This window comes from Nonomuraea sp. NPDC049709 (assembly GCF_040674815.1).
Lineage (GTDB): Bacteria > Actinomycetota > Actinomycetes > Streptosporangiales > Streptosporangiaceae > Nonomuraea.
Map to the genome: position 1 here is coordinate 1 of NZ_JBFANM010000072.1, position 18795 is coordinate 18795.

Below are 18795 nucleotides of genomic sequence, written 5' to 3' on the forward strand. Positions count from 1 at the left end.
CGGTACGCTCGCTCACCAGAAAGGTGCACCTGCTTCTGCACTGGATATGGCGTCGACACCCAAAATCCTTGCAGGTCAGGGGCACCTTTTCTCATATTTCAGGCGGAGCCGGCTCCCTCGGCTGAATACCCGAGGCTAGGCGGGATGCCGTTGCCGTGGTAATCACCCTCGAACTCCACCCAGGCATGACCGTTGTCGTCCCAGGCGGGGGTGACCAAGCTGAGCGTTCCGGTGATTCCCGCGGAGCGAGCGTCACGTCCCACGACCTCTAGCGCGTGCTCCAGCGTCGCCCACAGACGGGGTTCGAGGGCGAAGGTCGGCTCGAAGCTGGTGTCGCCGAGAAGGCTCTCGCCCAGGCGGGCCAGGTCGGCAGCGGTCAGGTGGGCAGCGGAGCGTTCGAGGAGTTCTCGCGTAGCCGGAGTGCTCACGCCCCAGTCCTCCAGCGAGGAGGCCAACTCGAGAACGGGTTCGGGGTCGAGGCTCCCGTCGCGCGATGCCGTGTAGATACGACCCCTCAACTCGTCGACTACCCGTTTGGCTTGCTCTTCGGAGTGCACGATGCAGTGTTGCCTACTGCACGATCCCTGGCAAGGGAGATCCTTTTCAAGCACCTTCCCATGCCCAGACAACCACAAGAGCTGCAGGCCTGGCTCGTTTCTTTTTAATCTCCTCCTTAATCTCAGGTTCATTTTCCACCTCTACAGGGTCAAACGGGCGCACAACCAGCCGATCAGACTCCCACTTAGGAGACTCCATCGTTACCGACGTCGGCAAGTTGGTGTGCGATATTTTCCAGCCGCGTCTACCCAAAAGATCGATAGCTTTGTTGACCGACTCCGGGCCGCTCTCGCCGCCGACATCGATCACAAACGTAGTGACGATATCGTTCGTATCTTCCCAGATTCCATCAGAGGTCGACTCACCTATTACCCTTCCGATGCTGCGTACCTCATCGAGGACGGCCGGATCAACCTGCCATGTCGTATATCCGCACCCCGACATGAACAGGGAAGCGACAAGAAGAATCAGGGAATTTATACGGGCTAAGCGTGCTCGCCTTCGGCGAGGGCCGGCATGGGACGACATGGCCATGAAGGAGTCCTCGGCCTCGGGGAATCACGGATGGCTGCGGGGCAGCCTGATCATTCCGTTGTGTGTGGAGTTAAGGCAAGCCGATCGTAGGCCAGCACCTAAGTGCAAGACTGTTCGCGCTGCGTCCCATGCTCCGACCACACGTCGATAGGTGCGGGTGCCGAGTATTCATCCGTGCAGGTCATGGAGGTGATGCGTTCTCTCCCGCTCCCGTCGCGCGCGCCGCGCACGGCATGATGGTCGATCGTGTTATTGCGCTTGGCCTACCTCACGGTGACGACCACCTTCTCGTTCCTGGGACTGCTCCCCCGAACCGACCGGGACAAAGAGATCGAAATCCTGGTGTTACGGCACCAATTGATGGTGCTGCAGCGGCAGGTGACCAAGCCCGCCTTCACGCCGACTGATCGGTACCTCCTCGCTGGGCTGCTTCACCGCCTGCCCACGGAGAGACTCCGGCACCTTGTGTTGCTGGTCCGCCCGGACACCGTCCTACGCTGGCACCGCGATCTGCTGCGGCGCCATCACGCCGCGGCCAGCAAGCCTCGCGGGCGCGGACGTCCACGTACCATCCGGTCCATACAGTTGCTGGTGTTGCGGCTGGCACGGGAGAACGCCTCGTGGGGCTACCGGCGCATCCACGGTGAGCTGACCGCGCTCAACATCAAGGTCGCTGCCTCCACCGCGTGGGAGATCCTCAAAGCACACGGCATCGACCCGGCTCCCGAACGGACCGCCACAACCTCGGCCACCTTCCTGCGCAGCCAAGCAGGCGCCTTACTGGCGTGCGACTTCTTCGAAGTCCGCACCCTCACCGGCACACGCCTGTACGTTCTAGCGGTCATCGAGCACGCCACCCGCCGCATTCGCGGCCTCGGCGTCACCGCTCACCCCACCAGCCAGTGGGTCACCCAACTCGGCCGCAACCTCGCCATGGACCTGCAAGATGTGGGCAGCTCAGCCAAGTTCCTCATCCGTGACCGAGACACCAAGTTCACCGCGGCCTTCGACGCGGTGCTGGCCGATGCCGGACTACGCATCGTCAAGAGCGGTGTCCGGATACCGCGAATGAACTCCATCATGGAACGCTGGATCCAGACCTGCCGACGCGAACTGCTGGACCGGACGTTGATCTGGAACCAGCACCACCTTCTGCACGCGCTGCGCGAGTTCGAAGCCTTCTACAACGAACACCGGCCGCATCGGGCTCTCCGCCAGGCAGCTCCGCTCCGACCGCTTCCCATTCCCAACGCCGCCCCAGCCCAGATCACGGCGCTCGACATCCATCGACGTGATCGACTTGGAGGCATCCTGAAGGAATATCGGCACGCGGCTTGACCTGGCCGGATGATTAATCGGCACCCGCACGGTCACCGTTGGGCGCGTGGGCAGCCAGGCGCAGCGCATACGGCTCGAACGACCCGGCCGTGATCACCTGCACGAGACCTCCACAATGGCGGCCAGGATCATCGGCCTGCGGTAACGGTTGAGGCATCCCGGCGATCACCCGAGTTGCAAAACGATGCAATAGGGGGCATGCCAGCCAGACAGCCACGACCGCCAGCCCGGCAGGTCATCGCAGCGGCGACCACATCCAAAGCACGCCGCACAGCCAGAGCCGCTGCTCCGGCTCCTCCGCCTGCCACACCGCCGCCACCTCAAGGAACACCGCCGCCACCTCAAGGAACACCATGGCTACGGCGATTGCTCTGGCTGACCCCACTTCTGGTCGGGATCGTCGGCGCCGCCATCGCGGCGACCATCAAGAGCGTCCCGGACTGGGGACGCTGGACGCTGGCCGGTACCGCCCTGGCCGGGATCTCCACACTCGGCATCGCCGTACTCATCGGGCCGGCCGCCCGCCGCCTGGCAGGCGAACGCCACCCGCTCACCCAGGCCGAACGCGGCCAGATGACCGCCACAGAACGCGTGGAGGCCGTCAACGCCGCCCGCCACACTCTGATCCAGGCCGCCACCGGGCTGGTCGTCATCGGCGGTGTCGTCTTCACCGCGCAAGGCCTTTGGTATACAGCGCAGTCCCTCGACACCTCCCTGCAGGCCCAGCGGACCGCCGAGCAGGGCCAGATCACCGACCGGTACACCAAGGCTGTGGAACAACTCGGCTCCACCAAGATGGACGTCCGCCTGGGCGGCATGTACGCCCTGGAACGGCTCGCGCAAGACTCCCCGCGCGACCACCAGACCGTCTACGACGTGCTGGCCGCGTTCGTACGAGAGCACGATCCCAAGCCCAGCGTCAAGCACAAGGATCTGCCACCGGCGCCCACCACTGATGTCCATGCCGCATTGATCATCATCGGTCGTCGAGACGCAAACCAAGATAAGGCTATGCCCAACCTGAACCAGATCCGCATCGCTGGTGTGAATCTGGTCGGCCATCTTCTGCGCGACGTGGACCTGCGCGGCGCGAACCTGGACGGCGCGGTGCTAGTTAAGACGAACCTGACCGGCGCCAACCTGGACGGCGCGGACCTGGCGAATGCGGACCTGCGCGGAGCGAACCTGACCGACGCGACAATGCCGGTCGGCCTGAGCGGCGTGAACTTGGCCGGTATGAAGCTGGATGGCATGAACCTGCACGACGCGGAGCTAGTTGAAGCGGACCTGACCGACGCGACCCTGCGCAACGCGGACCTGACCAGAACGGAATTGACCAGTGCAACGCTGCGCAACGCGGACCTGACGGGCGCGGACCTGACCGATGCGAACCTGGCAGCGTACCCGACCCGCGCGCTCTTGTCCGGCGCGGACGACCCCCGCGCGGACCTGCCCAGCGCGGACTTGCGTGGAGCGACCCTGACGGGAGCGGATCTGAGCGGCGCGACCTTGACGGGCGTGGACCTGCGCGGCGCGGATCTGAGGGGCGTACGGGGAGTCACAGTGGACGAAATTCGGAAAGAGGCCCGGGTTGATGAGACCACGAAATTCTGATTGCATCTGGGCGCCTAGGGTCTGATCGACATGCCAGCGATCCGTCGTCGCAGCTTGATCTCGTGGTCGGCGAGCCGGTCATCGAGGACGAGGTTCCCGGAGACGACGCCTCGGTCGGTGCGGGGTGAGGGTGATCTGCCGTACCCGCAGTGCCCTGCGCTGGCCGGCCTCGCCCGGCGCCCAGATGCGGTCCCCGGGCAGATAGTCGCGCAACGGCAGCCGGCGGGCGCCGGCCAGCGACAGTTCGCGGGTGCGCTGGACACGCTCGACCGCGCCGCGTACGAGCAGCGAGTCGCCCACCAGCGTGGCGGCGGTCGCCTCTGTGACGCCGACCTGGCGGACGCCGACCTCCCACCTGCCCCACGGCAGCGGCGTGCCGACGTTGGTTCGCTCTGTGCGGAAGGAGTTGTCGCCGACGACGTACGCGGCACTGGCCAGGTCCTCCAGCGTGCCGACGTCGGGCGCGGCGCGGATGTCCCGGCCGGCGGCGAGCTCGACGGGCGTGGCGATGGTGGTGAGATCGCGGAGCGTGGCGGTGCTGGGCCGCCACGCGGACAGGGTGCGGGGGCCGGTCATACGGATGTCGATGAGCCCTGCGTCCACGAGAGTGAGAAGCACGGCGAGCACGGCGGTGCCGAGCGGCACCCCGAGGGAGAACGTCTGATTCCAGGTCAAACCCGCGGTGTCGAGACTGCCGGTGAACGTCCACCCGAAGCCCGACAGTGCTCCTCTGGCCTGCGCTTCGGTGAGTAGCGAGTTCATGATGAACCCGGCCGTGGCGTTCGGGGACGGTGAGCCGTACATGCGCTGGCCGTTGACGGGGCGATCGAGGCGTGCGCGTACGTGACCGCCTTCTTCAACATCCACAGGTAGCTCGGGCAGTCGAACCGCCAGAGTCCGGCCGGGTCGAGCTGGTCACCCTCACGGCGGGCGAGGAAGAACCGGCCGTCACCGTTCTCCGTCCATACCTGGCCGTCGGCCGACCACTGCACGCCGATCTCGCACGGCTGAGCCATGAGTTCCGCCCCGACCGCGTACCTGCTGTAGGCGAACTTCAGGCTGGGCACGTCGTTCAGCGGCCATGCGACCTGGATGGACGGCGGGTGCGGGAGGATGCCGAGGCGAGAACCGTTCGGCTGGTAGGCGACGAGGCGGAGGTCGAACATGGCGCCCTCCGTCCATCCTCCAAATCCGCTTCGGATGGGTATGTCCGCCATTTCGGCCCAAACTTGGACAAAGACTATCGAGGGAAACGCGCCACGCCACAATGCGTAATCGCCTGAGAGGTTTTCGCGTCTAGTCACGGTGGTACAAAAATCGCTGCGAAATGGGCATGGAAAATCTCCGGGGAAGCGCCATTGCCACTACGATTCAGAGTCATGGACGTCACTGCGCACCATTCGTCCGCCAGTCGGTCAGCACATCCCTAGAGGTTGACCGACACGGGCCGGGTCACCCACGAGGAGCGGTCGGTCCGGGAATGGAGAGAAGGGTGTTGAGTGGCCTCCACGAGGGGCCAGGAGACGAGGAAAAGACGCTGTTGCTGCTGCAACTGGCTCTGATCCTCCTCGACTGGGCCCTCAAGCACGGAGGGCTCAGCTAGCCACCACACCGTGATGGCCGAGCTGAGCCCGCGCGCGTGGTCCCGGTTCGAGTTGGTGCGAGGATCGGGGCCTCGTGTGTTTTCTCGTTCAGATTAACCGACTCACCATCGCGTTTGTGTGCCATCCGGCGGCATTCTTAATACGGCGTTGTTAACGGCGTGCTGCTGCATTCCTTCTACCAGCGGGTCATAGGTAGGAACGTCGGGCCCGGACTTCCAGTTTGGACGCGGCGGTGATACCGGAGCCGGAACAGGAGATCAGCACCGTTCGGGAGAACGGGTCACCGACCGCGACAGCGGGCGTGAGGTGCAGCCACCGCGACGCACTGCCTGGCCCGAACACGCTGATGACGCCGGTCCGATCGCCGCCCGTGGCCAGGTCCCAGGTGTCGGTGGTGACGACGGCGGCGCGCATGGCGGCGCAGTCGAGGATCAGCCGCTCCCCCGCCGCCAGGCTGTTCGAGCCTGGCGTGAGCAGGCCCAGCTTCCCCTGCGTGGCCACGTCGGTCACGGTCATCGATGAGATGGGGCCGGTGACGCGGATCAGCGCGTCGGTGATGGGTGCAGTCGAGCCTGCCAGCGTGGTGATGAGCAGGTCGTCGAGGTCGGCGTTCCCGGTCCACGTGGCGGTGGTCTCGTCTCTCCAGTAGACCGAAGGCACCTCGATGACCGCGGCCAGGCGGGCGCGGGCGGCGCCGACCCACAGCTCGGGCTCGGACGCGGCGATCACGGTCACGTCGGCCACGCGCACCATCGATCCTGCCTGGTAGCGGAGGTTCATGAGCCGGTGCCGCACCCCGAGCAGCGCACTCAGGGCTTCGAGGTCGGCTTCGAGCTGGGGGAAGCCTCCGTCTCCTCCGGCGGGGGTTGCTCCGGTCACGGTGAACACCAGGGAGAACGACGTGAGTTCGTGGTCGAGCCCGACGATCGGCAGTTCGCCGGCGCGGCCGGGCACGGTGACCCGGACCGCTCGCGCGCCGGGGAGCGGGCGGCGTTGGGTGCCCTTCTTGAGTCGCCAGCAGCCGGCGGGGTGGTCGAGCGGTACGCCGTCCAGTGGGTATGACGGCACTAGATCACCCCCAATGCCCCGGCGAACTGGAGCCCGCGGTTGACGGTGGCCGAGGTTGGTTCGGCCTGCGGGTAGTAGTTCGTCTGGTGCACGACGACCCGCGACTGCGTGCCGCCGAGCCCCCCAGTGCCGCCCGGGAGCGCGAGGCCCGGCGCCTGCATGTCGGAAATGCCCGCGCCGGCGACGATACCGTCCACGAGTAGCGGGCACGACGTGCGAGCTGGCGCCGGACGAAACGTTGCCGCTTGAGAGTGAGCCGCACCGGGTGCATCTCGCCTATCCCGAGGACGACAAGCCCTCCGACCGGGAGTACCCGGTGGTCCGGCTCACCCGCGCTGACTTATGGGGCCTTCATCGTGGAGCCGCTGTCACGGCGACGCCGTACGGATGCGTACTGCACCGCAAAAAGGTGCCTTGAGCGGTCACCTGGCAGGGGCGGGAGTCCTTAGAGAAGGGCCAGATGCTCTGGAGGGGCATGCCGTCGCGCGCCTGGATCTGAGCTGCCTGGGCGAGCCGGACGGGATCGTTCAGGGGCCTGCCCCGATCCCCGAGGACGCGTCCGTAGGGGACGTGGGCGTAGAAATACGGAGCTCCGGAGCTGCAACTTCCCCAGTTGCGCCGGGCGTACGCGAGCTGGTTCAGGTAGTCCAGCCGTCCTGGATCCAGGATCGGGGACGGCGGCGCCGAGAACCGGGAGCGTCGCACCTCACTGCCAGGGACGCTGACCCCGGCCTTGGCCGCCTCCACGTGGGCCTGGCGGAGGTTCTCAGGGACGTCGCGGTTGGAGTCGAGCAGATACCAGACGATCGCCAGGTTGAAGTGGGCCAGGGATCTGTTCATGGGGCGTGTTTCCTGGCCGAGGGCGTCCATGAAGCTGTTGCGCGCCTCTTTGAGCAGCCGCTTGCGCTCCTTGGGCGGCCGGTGGGCTGCCATGGCGGCCTCTAGCTTGATCAGCCCGCTGTTGAGCGGACCGGCTATCAGGCTGTCCACGCTCTCCTGGATTGAGGTAAGCAGCCTGACCTCAGCGGTCTGGAGTTCTAGCACCTCCTGTGCGACCATCTCGGCCATGCGCGTGCCAGCGGACTCGGCGAGCTTTGCCAGGATGAACAGCACTACCGCTTCAGCCATGGCGACCCTTCCGCTCGACTAGGCAGCACTGCCAGTCTCTAGCTCGCCCGGTTTTGATGGAAGACCGGTGCCCCACCTTCTCTACCCCCCGGTCACTGCGGAGGGTGCGGCCGAGGTCGCCGAGCTGGTGCACGGCGTGATGCACGGCGAGATCGGCGATCCGTTCCGGAGCTGAGTGGTTCTCATCGGAGCCGCGCTGGCGCGGGCGGGATGTACTCGAAGCTGACGAGGCCGCGCCGGCGCGGGTCGAGCGTGTCCTTGTGCTGGTTCCGCCGCTTGGAGCTGGTGTGCAGTTTGGTGGCGCGGGCCTGCCGCTGCCACCGCGGGCTGCGTTCGCGGTAGGAGATCAACGCCGGGTGGCTGCTGACGGACCGGTACCGGTAGCCCTGGTCCGCGAGATGCTGCGCGACCCCGTCCTGCTCGAAAATACGGTCTCGTGCTGTGAACTGGGGTTTTGCTGCGCGTTCAGGGCAGCGACTGCGACCATCGCGAAGTGTTGTTGTCGCTGGTCTATCGATTGCTGAGGAACCTCTTCGGCCTGCTGACAATCCTGGTTCGCGCTGATCTGCCCAAGGACGTTGAGCTGCTGGTTCTTCGTCACGAAAACCAGGTGCCCCGCCGCCAACTCGACGGCCGGCCGCAGTGGGACCACGCCGACCGGCTTGGCTTGCAGCGCTATCGCGGCTGAACTGCCGCCACCAGTGGACGAAAATCTTCCCGGTCACTCCAGCGACGAGCCTGCGTTGGCATCGTCACCTGGTAGCCCGTAAGTGGACCTTCACCGACAGGCGGTGCCCGGGACGGCCCCGCACCCATCAACCCGTCAAGAGACTGATCGTTCGGATGGCGCGGGAGAACCCCACCTGGGGGCACCGGAGAATCCAAGGCGAGTTGGCGCGCCTGGGCTATCCGATCGCGGCCTCCACGGCGTGGAAGATCCTGCACCCAGCCGGTATCGATCCGGCACCCCGCCGGGCCGGGCCGACCTGGCGACAGTTCCTGACCGCTCAAGCCCACGCGATCGTTGCCTGCGACTTCCTCGTGGTCGAGACGATGATGCTCAAACGCCTGTACGTGCTGGTCTTCATCGAGCACGGCACCCGGAGACTGCACCTTGCCGGAGTAGCCGCGCACCCAACCGGGGCATGGACAGTGCAGCAGGCCCGCAATCTCATGATGGATCTTGGTGACCGCATCTCCGGGCTGCAGTTCGTGATCCACGATCGAGACCCGCTCTTCACCTCCGCCTTCCGGGAGGTCTTCACATCTGAAGGGCTGCGGGACATCACCACGCTGCCGCGGACACCGAGAATGAACGCCATCTGCGAGCGCGTCATCGGCACCATACGCCGCGAACTCCTCAACCGGATCCTGGTCCTCAACGAACGCCGCCTGGCCTTTGTGCTTCAGGAGTACCTGATCCACTACAACGGGCACCGGCCGCACCAGTCCAGGCACCAACGTCCCCCGGACATCGCAACCCAGCCCGCCCGCGACGTAACCCACCTCAACGACCAGCGGATCGTCCGCCGAAAACCCGTCGCCACAGGCACGATCAACGAATACCACCACGCCGCTTAACCGCAGCTCAGACCACGTAACTCAATATTCGAGCGGCACAGGGTCATCGTCACTGTCGCGATCGTCCTGTCTCGCCCTGCTTCACATCAAAAGGACTCATACGTCCCATGTCTCACAGAAGTCTGACAGAGAGGGCACGCCGTTGCACGATCCCAGCAAGGTGATCGACATGACTTCCCGGATCCACCGTCGAAGGACCGTCGCAGGTCTGATCAACGAGTACCACAGAGCAGCCTGATCACCCGGCAAACGCCCAGCTCAGAAGCAGTGTCCGCGTTTTGGCACCGCACACGCCCCGAACCAGGTCTGGGCCTGGGACATCACCAAAATCCGCGGCCCAGGCAAAGGCGTCTGGTACTCGCTCTATACGATCATCGACCTCTACAGTCGCTACGTCGTCGGCTGGATGGTCGCCTCCCGCGAGTCCGCCGATCTCGCCAAGATGCTCATCGCCCAGACCGCCCGCAAGCACGGCATCGATCCCGGCACGCTCACCCTGCACGCCGATCGTACGAACTGTTCTACAACCGGCACCGAGCCCACCAAGCCCTGGGCCAAGCGGCTCCGCAACGCACCGTCCCTGATCCGATCACGGATCCCGAGCGGATTGTCGACCTGAGCATACGCCGACGAGACCGGCTCGGCGGCATCCTCCACGAACACTCACATGCCGCTTGACCTGCACGGATGGAATTATCGGCAGGCGCAAACGTGACGTCGCTGAGGTGAGCTTTGCATGACAGTGCGTTCGGATCGGCGTCGCAGTGTCACATTGGCCCACTGACCTGCGGGAACGGTGTGCGATTCCACCCTCCCTGCTTGGCGGCCACCCGACATACCTTTGTCAGCAGGGAGCACCAGATGCTCCGTGGGCGCTCGGGTCGCCCCCTTGGTGCAGCGCCTCCTTCGTTTCGGCAACCGCTTCACGGTGGTAGGGAACGCAATACGCGTTGCGAACGCGCGAAGAGGCTGGCTGAGCCAGGGAATGTCTCCCGAGTTCACAACATCGCACACTCACCTAAGGATCACTCATGTCCGCTGTGACCACTATCGTCACCGGGACGCATCAGGTCCCGAGCACCATGCGCGCGGCACGCATGCACGACTACAACCAGCCGCTGGTCCTGGAGGAGGTACCGACTCCCGGTATCGGTCCCGGCGAGGTGCTCGTCAGGGTCCAGGCCGCCGGGATGTGCCGCACCGATGTGCAACTGGTGGACGGCTACTTCCGCAAGTACGCGCCGTTCTCCCTGCCACTCATTCCGGGCCACGAGATCGCCGGCGAGATCGTCCAGGTCGGCAGCGCGGTCGAAACCGGTGGCCACCGCGAAGGCGACCAGGTGGTCGTCGTGGGCGGGTGGGGCGATGGCACCTGCCGCCAGTGCCACCGCGGCGACACCCAGATCTGCGCGCACGGCGCCTGGCCAGGATTCGGGCCATACGGCGGCTACGCCGAGTACGTTCCCGTCCCCGCCACGTACGTCATCAAGGTGAACGCGCAGGCCGGCCTCACGCCGGAGCAGCTGGCGCCGTTGACCGACGCCGGGCTGACCCCGTACCGGGGGATCAAGAAGCTTCGTGACGCGGGCGCCCTCGGTCCCGGCCGGGTGGTGGGTGTGATGGGGGTGGGCGCCCTGGGCACGTACGCCGTGCAGTATGCCAAGCTGCTCGGCGGCGGCGCGACCGTCGTGGCGTTTGCCCGCAACGCGGACAAGCTCGACGTCGCCAGGAGGCTCGGCGCCGACCACGCCATCAACATCAGCGGCCGCTCCCTCGACGACGTCCGGGCCGAACTCCGCCAGGCCACCGGCCAGGACGAGATCGACGCGGGCATCGACTGCGCCGGTGCCACGGAGATGATCCGGCTGGGATTCGGGCTGCTGGGCATCGCCGGGCATTACGTGTCGGTCGGCCTCGTCGGGGATCGGATCGACATCCCGCTGTTCCCGCTGGTGTCGAAGGAGTACACCTACCACGGGTCGTTCTGGGGGAACTACAACGACCTGAGCGAAGTCGTCACGCTCGCCGAACAGGGAAAGGTGCGGCACACCGTGCACGCGATCCCGTTCGAGGACGTCAACGACGCGATCGACCGCATCCGGACGGGCGAGATCGTGGGCCGTGCCGTCATCACGTACTGACGACCGCCCGGAGGATGCCGATGGGGCCGCCGCAGCGAGGAGAGCCGCACGGGCGGCGTGCACGACGGCCTGAGGCAGCCTGGCACGCACCGCCGGCGCCAGGTGCGTAGCCAGGTTGCCGCAGCTGGGCTGGACCGCCGGGTCCGACCTGGCGGCCCAGCCCATCTGAACCGGCCCGTCGTCCCGGCACCTCCCGGAGGGGTCATGGCATCCGGCATCGACGGTCTGCCCTCCTGCTCCCCGGCGACCACCAGACGTAATCGGCCTCGCAGCCAACGAGATGAAGGAAGCCCGTGCTGTGACGGCACACCCGATACCCCTGTTCGACCGCAAGACCCACACCCCGGCTGGTTCCGGCCCGGCCGCATCGGCGATCCTGCCCTCCTGCGACATGATCCGTCAGCTCGAACGCGAGTTGCAGAACAAGCAGCGCTTCACGTCCGACGCCTCACACGAGCTGGGCACGGTGGTCGCCGGATTGCGCACGGGGCTGGAGGAGGCCCGCATGCATCCTGATGAGACGGACCTGCGTGTCCTGCTCGCCAAGGCGCTGAGGAACGTCGAGCGGCTGGAAGCCATCCTCACCGACCTGAGAGTCCTCGCCGAGATGGAGTCCGGCCCGCCGCACCAGCCGCAACGGGTGGACCTCGCCGGCCTCGTCCGTGACGAGATCGCTCGCAGGAACGACCGCATCGCCGCCGTGCTCCGCCTGGAGCGGGGAGTAACCGTCACGGCCGTCCCGATCCGGATCAGCCGCATGCTCACCAACCTGCTCGACAACGCCCAGCGACACGCCCGGAGCCGGATCGAGGCCCGGGTGACCCGCGACGGCGACATGGCCGAGCTGACCGTCACCGACGACGGCGAAGGCATCGCCGAGTCCGAACGGGAACACGTCTTCCAGCGCTTCGCCCGGCTGAAGGCCGCGCGCAGGCTCGACCACACCGGCTCCGGCCTGGGCCTGGCCATCGCCCGCGACATCGCCCTGGCCCATCTCGGCAGCCTGCACGTCGAGGAATCCGAGACGGGGGGCGCGCGCTTCGTGCTACGACTTCCCCTGGCCGAACTCGCCCCGGCGGGCCGACACGCCGGCACCACGAGGAACCCATGAGCTCACTGAACGCCAGAAGGGAGGAATCGGTGATGCGACGCCACACCGGCCTCCACACATCCGCACGCCGACGACAGGACGGGCCAGCACATGTCCGGCCCCTTCTCCGCTGACCGCGCCAGGCCTGGCGAGCAGTGCGCGCTGCGCCACCTGAAGGCATCCCTGCTGGACCGGCAGCGCCGATTCGCCACCGACGCCTCACACGAGTTGCGTACTCCGCTCGCCGCGCTGCGGCTGCAGGTGGAGGCGGCGCGGTTGCACCCGGGCGACGTCGATCTGCCGGAGCTGCTGAACCACGTGACGGACGGCCTCGACCGGCTGGAGGGCATCGTCGACGACCTGCTCCTGCTGGCCACGATCGAGTCCGACCTCGATAGGACGCGCCAAGAAGTGGACCTCACCGCCCTGGTCGAGACGGTGGCAGCCGGATGGGCCATACGTGATGACGTACGGCTCGACCTCCAACCCGGTGTGACCGCGCACGCCGCCGCCTACCAGCTCGCCCGCCTGCTGGCCAACCTGCTGGACAACGCGCGACGCCACACCGTACACGAGCTGAAGGTCGGCCTGCGCCGTGCGGGCGGCCACGCCGAGCTCACCGTGGCCGATGACGGAAAAGGCATCGCGCCCGCCGACCGCGAACGGGTATTTCAGCCGTTCACCCGCCTGGACACCGCCCGCAGCCGCGACCGCGGCGGCACCGGGCTGGGCCTGGCCATCGCCCGCGACATCGCCGAGGCGCACCGCGGCAGCCTGCACGTCGAGGACGCGCCCGACGGCGGCGCATGCTTCGTGCTCCGCCTGCCGCTGCTCCGCTGAACACACCCCGCCTTCCTCCGATGCGCCCTCGGCCGGGCGCACACGACGTAAGGAGTCAGCATGTCCGACACGACCCAGGCCCCGAGCGGGCCCGGCCCCGCCCGGGCTGCGTCGCAGCAGATCCCAGGCACCACAGGTGCGCAAGCCGCCGCCGAAACGAACCGACGGACGGTGCGCGCCGCCTTCGATGCCTGGCACGACGGAACGGGCGCGATCACCGACATCTTCGCTCCCGACATGTCGTGGCGGATCGAAGGTCGTTCCGCCGCGTCCAAGGAGTACAGGAACCGGCAGCAGTTCATCGACGAGGTCCTCGCGCCGTTCGGAGCCCGGTTCGCCGCCGGCGAGCGGTTCCGTCCCGTGCGCGTCCGCTCGATCCACGCAGACGGTGACACCGTGATCGTGATCTGGGACGGCAGCGGGGTCGCCAACGACGGCGGACGCTACGACAACACCTACGCCTGGGTGATGAGGCTGCGCGACGGCCAGGTGATCGACGGCACCGCCTTCTACGACAGCATCGCGTTCAACCACCTCTGGCGACGCGTGACACCGCACTGATGCGATCGACGCCGGCCAGTCCTCGCCATCCGCCCCCGGGCCAAGGGTTTCACATGTGGTCGGCCAGCCAGCGCAGCTGCACAGCCATGTGGAGCTCCAGTGCCCGGTCGGGCGACTGCCAGTCTTCCCCCAGCAGAGCAGCGACACGGGCCAGGCGCTTGACCACAGTGTTGGGGTGAACGTAGAGCGCGCGCGCCGTACGGGCGAGATTGCCACCCTCGCGGAAGTAGGCGTGCATCGTGTCCAGCAGGGCAGTCCCATGCGTGGCGTCGTGTTCGCACAGCGGCCCGATGGTGGTGCGCAGGAAAGCCGCCAGTTCGTTGCTCCGCTCAGAGGTGAAGAGAATGCTGTAGAGGCCGAGCTCGTGGGCGCTGACCGCGGCATCGACCCGCCCGAGCGAATGCAGCAACGCCGCCGAGCGCTCCGCCAGACGCATCTGGGCATCCGACGCGACCGACTGCTGCGGCTCGGCCGCGCAGACGACCAGTCCGCCACGCAGCTCCTGCTTCAGACGGTCATGGACGAATCGAGCGAGTTCTCCGGCATCGTTTCCCGGCAGGAAGGCTCCCGCACCCAACCCGTGCTCGCCGCCAAGACCGGCATGCGAGCGTGCCAACGACGACATGGCCCACGCCAGATCGGCGGGACGTCCGGACGCACGACGCGCGAACACCGCGACGAACGAACCATCAGGATCGAAGCCCCGCGCCCGCGCCAGCAGGCGCTGATGCTCACGAAGCGTCCCACCGGTGGCCAGCTCCCTGAAAAGCTGGCCGTGCACCCGTTCCTCGGCCTCGACGATCGCCTGCTGACGGAAGACCAGCAGGCTGAGGATGTGCGCCGCCGTCTCCAGATTCCGCATCTCCGGTGCACTGAGCAGCGTGTCGATCTCGAGCAGCAGCGCTCCAAGCCGCGCCCCACCGGCTCCGAGAGCCGTGACATACCCGCCATCGGTCAGCACCGCGTGGCCGTCGCGCCAGCTCTCGGCGATCGCCTCCTGCAGCTCCTGCGCGTCGCGCTGAAGCACGCGCACGTCGCCTTCGAACACCGCGGAGATCTCCCGTGCGACCTCATCGACGTCGGCGCCTTCGAGTACCAGCCTGGTCAGCCGATCATGGAGTCTGGCCGCGCGCCGGATCGTCTCCGCGTCCTTTTCCGCCGCACACCGTGCGGCGTCGAGCTGGCCGAACAGACGAGCGTTCTCCAGCGCGATGGCCGCGTGGTCAGCGAAAGCCTCCAGCAGCCCGCACTCTTCGGCGCTCGGGGGACGCTCGAAACGATTGGCCGCATACAAGATCCCGATGACCTCGTTGCGGATCTTCAACGGCACGCCCATAACGGAGACGAGCCGGTCCTCGGCCAGCGCCGCATCCAGCCCCTCCTCGTGGACGATCGCGTCACTGCCCACGTAGCGGCGGATCCACAGCGAGCTGCCGGTCCTGACGATCCGCGCCGCCATACCGGTGCCGGGCCGGGTACGAACCCGCTTGAAGGAAGGCGAGGTCAACCCGATGCTCGCGCGCACCGTGAAGCCACCATCTGCCTCGCGCACGGCGATGTAGCTGGCATCGGCGCTGGGCACAAGGGCCTGCGCCCGCTCGGCGATCGACTGCAGTACCTCGTCGATCGCCCGAACCGTGGTCAGCTCGCGGGCCGTGGCGTACAGGCCGGTGAGTTCGCGCTGACGGCGACGGAGATGGGCCAGCACATTGAACACGTCCATGGCCGCGTCGAGCGCGTCGTCCAGGCCCGCAGCCGCCATGGCCTGCTCCAGCTCAGACGCATCAGCCGATGTGGCCACTGCGCGCAGCGCATCAGCGACGGTCACACTCCCAGGAGCCGGCACACTTCCAGGCTAACGTCAGCCCACCTGCGGCTTCACTCCACGTCCGGCGCCGTGGACGACTGCTGACCACTGCCGGCAAATCGACTGATAAACCCCTTGGTGCTGAATATTCGCGAAGGTGTGTCGCAGGTCGCGGGCGTGACCGGCAATTTCCTGGCCGCCGAGCAGGGCGCGGATCTGTACCAGATCGGCGCCGTCCTCCCGCAGCGATACCGGCGTGGTCAGTCGGATGGGGCACACAGGGTTGGTCACACCGGGTCGCCTCCTTGTCGTCGAGGTCCCACATCGAGCACGACAGTGACCCAGAGTGGCGCATAGTAACTCATTGCGATCATTTGGGAGGTTCGCACCGAACATCACCTCTGCCCGATCGGCTTGTCGTCAACGAAGCGGCGACTAGATACGCGCGAAAGCCACCACCCGAAAGCAGCGCCCTCCATCGGCCGTCGATGAGGACTGCCACGGCTAAGACGGTCAAGAGAATGCCAAGCCAGAAGCTCTGGCGGATACGCTTTTCCGGGTTCACCCATCTGCCACGTCAAATGTGATCAAGCCACCCGCCCCAAGACTCTTCCCGCAGGTCGCCTGCAGCGGGCATTCTCTCCTGCCGTGATTGGAAGATCCTGGCCTTTACCCTGCGCGCGGCAAGGCTGCACCGGCACCAGGACGGTCGGCGAGCGCGGTGGGGGTATCACTCCAGCGACAACTGTCGGCATACAAGTGAACGTGCGCCAGCGCGTACGGATGAGAATGCACCGTTCTTGATGCGGTAACACAGCGTACTGCAGCTACTGTCCTCTGTTCGGAGTCGGTGGAGGGCGGCTGACGGTGGTCTTGGACCCGCATCGCTGGTTGGAGCTGAGACGGTTTCGCAGCCTGCACGAGTCCGGCGCGATGAGCTTGCGGGAGATCGCGGCCGAGACCGGGCTGAACCGGCGGACGGTCGCCAAGTACCTGTCGGGCGAGGTTCCGGTGGTGCCGCCGAAGAGGGCACCCAACACTCGGCCACGGCAGCGGGTGGTGGACGAGGTCGCGCCGCTGATCGACGCCATGTTGCGGGCGGAGATCCTGCTCAAGGGAGCGGTGATCCACGAGCGTCTGGTGGCCGACTACGGATTCACCGGCAACTACCAGCGCGTCAAGATCTACTTGCAGGAGGCACGGCCGCGGATCGCGGCCGAACTCGGGATCAGCCCGGGCGAACTGGCGGGACTGCATCGCCGATTCGAAGTGGTGCCGGGCGCTCAGGCCCAGGTGGACTGGGGCGACGAGGGCAAGATCTTGGCCCACGTCGGCATCGGGAAGGTCTACTCCCTCCACATGACCTTGTCCTACTCGCGCGACCCGTTCTGCTGCTTCACCACCAGCCAGGATCTGGCGACCTTCTTCGACTGCCACCGCCGGGCGTTCGAGCACTTCGGCGGGGTGCCGATGTCGATCGTCTACGACCGCACCAAGACGGTGGTCCGCCGCCACGTCGCCCCAGGTGAGGCTGTCCCGTTGCATCCCGAGGCGGTGGCCTTCGCCGGGCATTACGACTTCGACCCCGATGTGCTGGCCGCCTACCGGCCCACTGGCAAAGGCCGGGTCGAGCGGCAGGTCGCCATCGTCCGTGACCATGTCCTGGCCGGGCGGGCATTTTCCTCGATCGAGGAGCTCGACGCCGCCTTCGCCGCCTGGGTTCCACTGCGGCGCTCCAAGATCCACGGGACTCACGGCGAGGTCATCGGCCTGCGGGCAGTCCGTGACCGCATGGCCTTGCGGCCGCTGCCGTCCACCACGTATGTCGTGGCCCAGCGGCATCTTCGCTACGTCGGCAAGGACTGGCTGGTCGCCTTCGAGGCGAATCTCTATTCGGTCCCGGCCCACCGGGTCCAACCGCGCCAGCTGGTCGAGGTCAGGGCGACCAGGGCTCAGATCATGCTGCACGCCACCACACCCGACCATACGGGCCAGACGCTGCTGGCCGCCCATCAGCGGGCGGTGGGCCGCGGCTGCCGCGTTGTGGACGAGCGGCACTGGGACGGCCTGCCCACCGGAGCCGGCCGACGCGTCACCGCAGGCCACGACCTTCCCGTTCACCAAGGCCAGGGCAAAGGCCACAACGGCCCAGAGCCGACCCCCGGATCGTTGGCAGGCCTGCTCAACCGGACCGCGGCCGCCCAGGTCGAGGTCGGCCGGCGTCCCCTGTCGGTCTATGACGAACTGACCGGCACCCGCCCGTTCAACACCGATCACACCACGAAGGAAGCCCGTTGACCGAGCTGGTCTCCACCCGCATCCGCGCCACCGCCGCCAAGCTCGGCCTGCCTCATCTGGCCGAGGCCTTGACCCACTACACACAGCGGGCTGACGAATCCAAGATGGGCTACCTGGACTTCCTCGACCTGGTCCTGTCCGAAGAACTCGCTGTCCGCGACGATCGCCGGTTCCGCACCGGCCTGCGCACCTCGAAACTGCCGCACCACAAGACCCTGGACGACTACGACTTCTCCTTCCAGCCCGATCTGGACCCGCGCAAGATCAAAGACCTGGCCACCCTCGCCTTCGTCGAGGCCAAGGCCAACGCCGCCCTGCTCGGCCCACCCGGAGTCGGCAAAACCCACATCGCCGTCACCCTGGCGGTCGCGGCCTGCCGGGCCGGCTACTCGGTCTACTTCACCAGCCTCGACGACATGGTCAGCAACCTCAAGGCCGCCGACGCCGCCGGACGCCTGACCAGCAAACTCGGCACCTACCTACGGCCGAGCGTCCTGGTGATCGACGAAGTTGGCTACGAGATCCTCGAACGCGGCGAGGCCAACCTGGTCTTCCAGGTGATCTCCAAGCGCTACGAGAAGGGCTCGATCATCCTGACCTCGAACAAGAGCTTCAGATGAGTGGGGCCAGGTC

General features: G+C 66.7%; 20 protein-coding genes and 1 pseudogene. 11 read left to right on the forward strand and 10 right to left on the reverse strand.

The window, feature by feature from the left end; translation table 11 throughout:
- Positions 1-98 precede the first annotated feature (98 nt).
- Positions 99-428 carry a hypothetical protein gene (locus AB0J69_RS47300; protein ID WP_364132288.1) on the reverse strand — a complete coding sequence of 110 codons (330 nt, stop codon included), beginning with the start codon at positions 426-428 and terminating at the stop codon, positions 99-101.
- Between the two features lie 175 nt (positions 429-603).
- The gene (locus AB0J69_RS47305) at positions 604-1092 is read right to left on the reverse strand and encodes a hypothetical protein (protein ID WP_364132290.1); all 489 of its coding nucleotides are present in this window, start codon (positions 1090-1092) and stop codon (positions 604-606) included.
- 273 nt (positions 1093-1365) lie between these two features.
- Here AB0J69_RS47305 and AB0J69_RS47310 point away from each other — a divergent pair, with 273 nt between their 5' ends.
- Positions 1366-2430, forward strand: coding sequence for an integrase core domain-containing protein (locus AB0J69_RS47310; RefSeq protein ID WP_364132292.1), 1065 nt, complete (start codon positions 1366-1368; stop codon positions 2428-2430).
- 366 nt (positions 2431-2796) lie between these two features.
- A complete protein-coding gene (locus tag AB0J69_RS47315) occupies positions 2797-4044 on the forward strand; it encodes a pentapeptide repeat-containing protein (protein WP_364132293.1) in 1248 nt (415 codons plus the stop codon).
- Between the two features lie 78 nt (positions 4045-4122).
- Here AB0J69_RS47315 and AB0J69_RS47320 read toward each other — a convergent pair whose 3' ends face one another.
- From AB0J69_RS47320 to AB0J69_RS47345, 6 genes are all read right to left on the reverse strand, one after another.
- Positions 4123-4806, reverse strand: coding sequence for a hypothetical protein (locus tag AB0J69_RS47320; RefSeq protein WP_364132295.1), 684 nt, complete (start codon positions 4804-4806; stop codon positions 4123-4125).
- Entirely contained in the window at positions 4803-5210 is a 408-nt protein-coding gene (locus AB0J69_RS47325; RefSeq protein ID WP_364132297.1) for a hypothetical protein, read from the reverse strand. Before AB0J69_RS47325 ends, AB0J69_RS47320 begins: the two co-directional genes overlap by 4 nt.
- A 624-nt stretch (positions 5211-5834) precedes the next feature.
- The gene (locus AB0J69_RS47330; RefSeq protein WP_364132298.1) at positions 5835-6716 is read right to left on the reverse strand and encodes a hypothetical protein; all 882 of its coding nucleotides are present in this window, start codon (positions 6714-6716) and stop codon (positions 5835-5837) included.
- Positions 6716-6913: a hypothetical protein gene (locus AB0J69_RS47335; RefSeq protein WP_364132300.1), complete on the reverse strand. Its 198-nt coding sequence runs from the start codon at positions 6911-6913 to the stop codon at positions 6716-6718. The genes AB0J69_RS47330 and AB0J69_RS47335 overlap by 1 nt, the downstream gene beginning before the upstream one ends.
- Before the next feature lie 154 nt (positions 6914-7067).
- On the reverse strand, positions 7068-7829 hold the full coding sequence (locus tag AB0J69_RS47340) for a hypothetical protein (protein WP_364132302.1): 762 nt from the start codon (positions 7827-7829) through the stop codon (positions 7068-7070).
- 197 nt (positions 7830-8026) lie between these two features.
- Entirely contained in the window at positions 8027-8194 is a 168-nt protein-coding gene (locus AB0J69_RS47345; RefSeq protein WP_364132304.1) for a hypothetical protein, read from the reverse strand.
- Between the two features lie 104 nt (positions 8195-8298).
- On the opposite strand from AB0J69_RS47345, the gene AB0J69_RS47350 reads away from it, so the two are divergent.
- From AB0J69_RS47350 to AB0J69_RS47380, 7 genes and pseudogenes are all read left to right on the forward strand, one after another.
- Complete coding sequence (locus AB0J69_RS47350; protein ID WP_364132305.1) at positions 8299-8532, forward strand: hypothetical protein; 234 nt, start codon at positions 8299-8301, stop codon at positions 8530-8532.
- Between the two features lie 155 nt (positions 8533-8687).
- Positions 8688-9425 (forward strand): integrase core domain-containing protein, encoded by a 738-nt coding sequence (locus AB0J69_RS47355; protein WP_364132307.1) that lies wholly within the window; start codon positions 8688-8690, stop codon positions 9423-9425.
- Positions 9426-9711: 286 nt separating this feature from the next.
- A pseudogene (locus AB0J69_RS47360) lies at positions 9712-10044 on the forward strand (DDE-type integrase/transposase/recombinase); the annotation flags it as partial.
- Positions 10045-10456: 412 nt separating this feature from the next.
- Positions 10457-11566 carry an NAD(P)-dependent alcohol dehydrogenase gene (locus AB0J69_RS47365; RefSeq protein ID WP_364132309.1) on the forward strand — a complete coding sequence of 370 codons (1110 nt, stop codon included), beginning with the start codon at positions 10457-10459 and terminating at the stop codon, positions 11564-11566.
- 298 nt (positions 11567-11864) lie between these two features.
- On the forward strand, positions 11865-12677 hold the full coding sequence (locus tag AB0J69_RS47370) for a HAMP domain-containing sensor histidine kinase (RefSeq protein ID WP_364132310.1): 813 nt from the start codon (positions 11865-11867) through the stop codon (positions 12675-12677).
- A 90-nt stretch (positions 12678-12767) separates the two neighbouring features.
- On the forward strand, positions 12768-13496 hold the full coding sequence (locus tag AB0J69_RS47375; protein ID WP_364132311.1) for a HAMP domain-containing sensor histidine kinase: 729 nt from the start codon (positions 12768-12770) through the stop codon (positions 13494-13496).
- 60 nt (positions 13497-13556) lie between these two features.
- The gene (locus AB0J69_RS47380) at positions 13557-14057 is read left to right on the forward strand and encodes a nuclear transport factor 2 family protein (protein WP_364132313.1); all 501 of its coding nucleotides are present in this window, start codon (positions 13557-13559) and stop codon (positions 14055-14057) included.
- Between the two features lie 49 nt (positions 14058-14106).
- Here the strand turns inward: AB0J69_RS47380 and AB0J69_RS47385 are convergent, their stop codons facing one another.
- Both AB0J69_RS47385 and AB0J69_RS47390 read right to left on the reverse strand, forming a co-directional pair.
- Positions 14107-15885, reverse strand: a complete 1779-nt coding sequence (locus AB0J69_RS47385) for a helix-turn-helix domain-containing protein (RefSeq protein ID WP_364132315.1) — start codon at positions 15883-15885, stop codon at positions 14107-14109.
- Between the two features lie 33 nt (positions 15886-15918).
- Positions 15919-16155 (reverse strand): hypothetical protein, encoded by a 237-nt coding sequence (locus tag AB0J69_RS47390; protein WP_364132316.1) that lies wholly within the window; start codon positions 16153-16155, stop codon positions 15919-15921.
- Positions 16156-16731: 576 nt separating this feature from the next.
- Between AB0J69_RS47390 and istA the strand changes: the two genes are divergently transcribed.
- The gene (gene istA / locus AB0J69_RS47395) at positions 16732-18162 is read left to right on the forward strand and encodes an IS21 family transposase (protein ID WP_364132318.1); all 1431 of its coding nucleotides are present in this window, start codon (positions 16732-16734) and stop codon (positions 18160-18162) included.
- Positions 18159-18782 (forward strand): IS21-like element helper ATPase IstB, encoded by a 624-nt coding sequence (gene istB, locus AB0J69_RS47400; RefSeq protein ID WP_364132319.1) that lies wholly within the window; start codon positions 18159-18161, stop codon positions 18780-18782. The genes istA and istB overlap by 4 nt, the downstream gene beginning before the upstream one ends.
- Positions 18783-18795 lie beyond the last annotated feature (13 nt).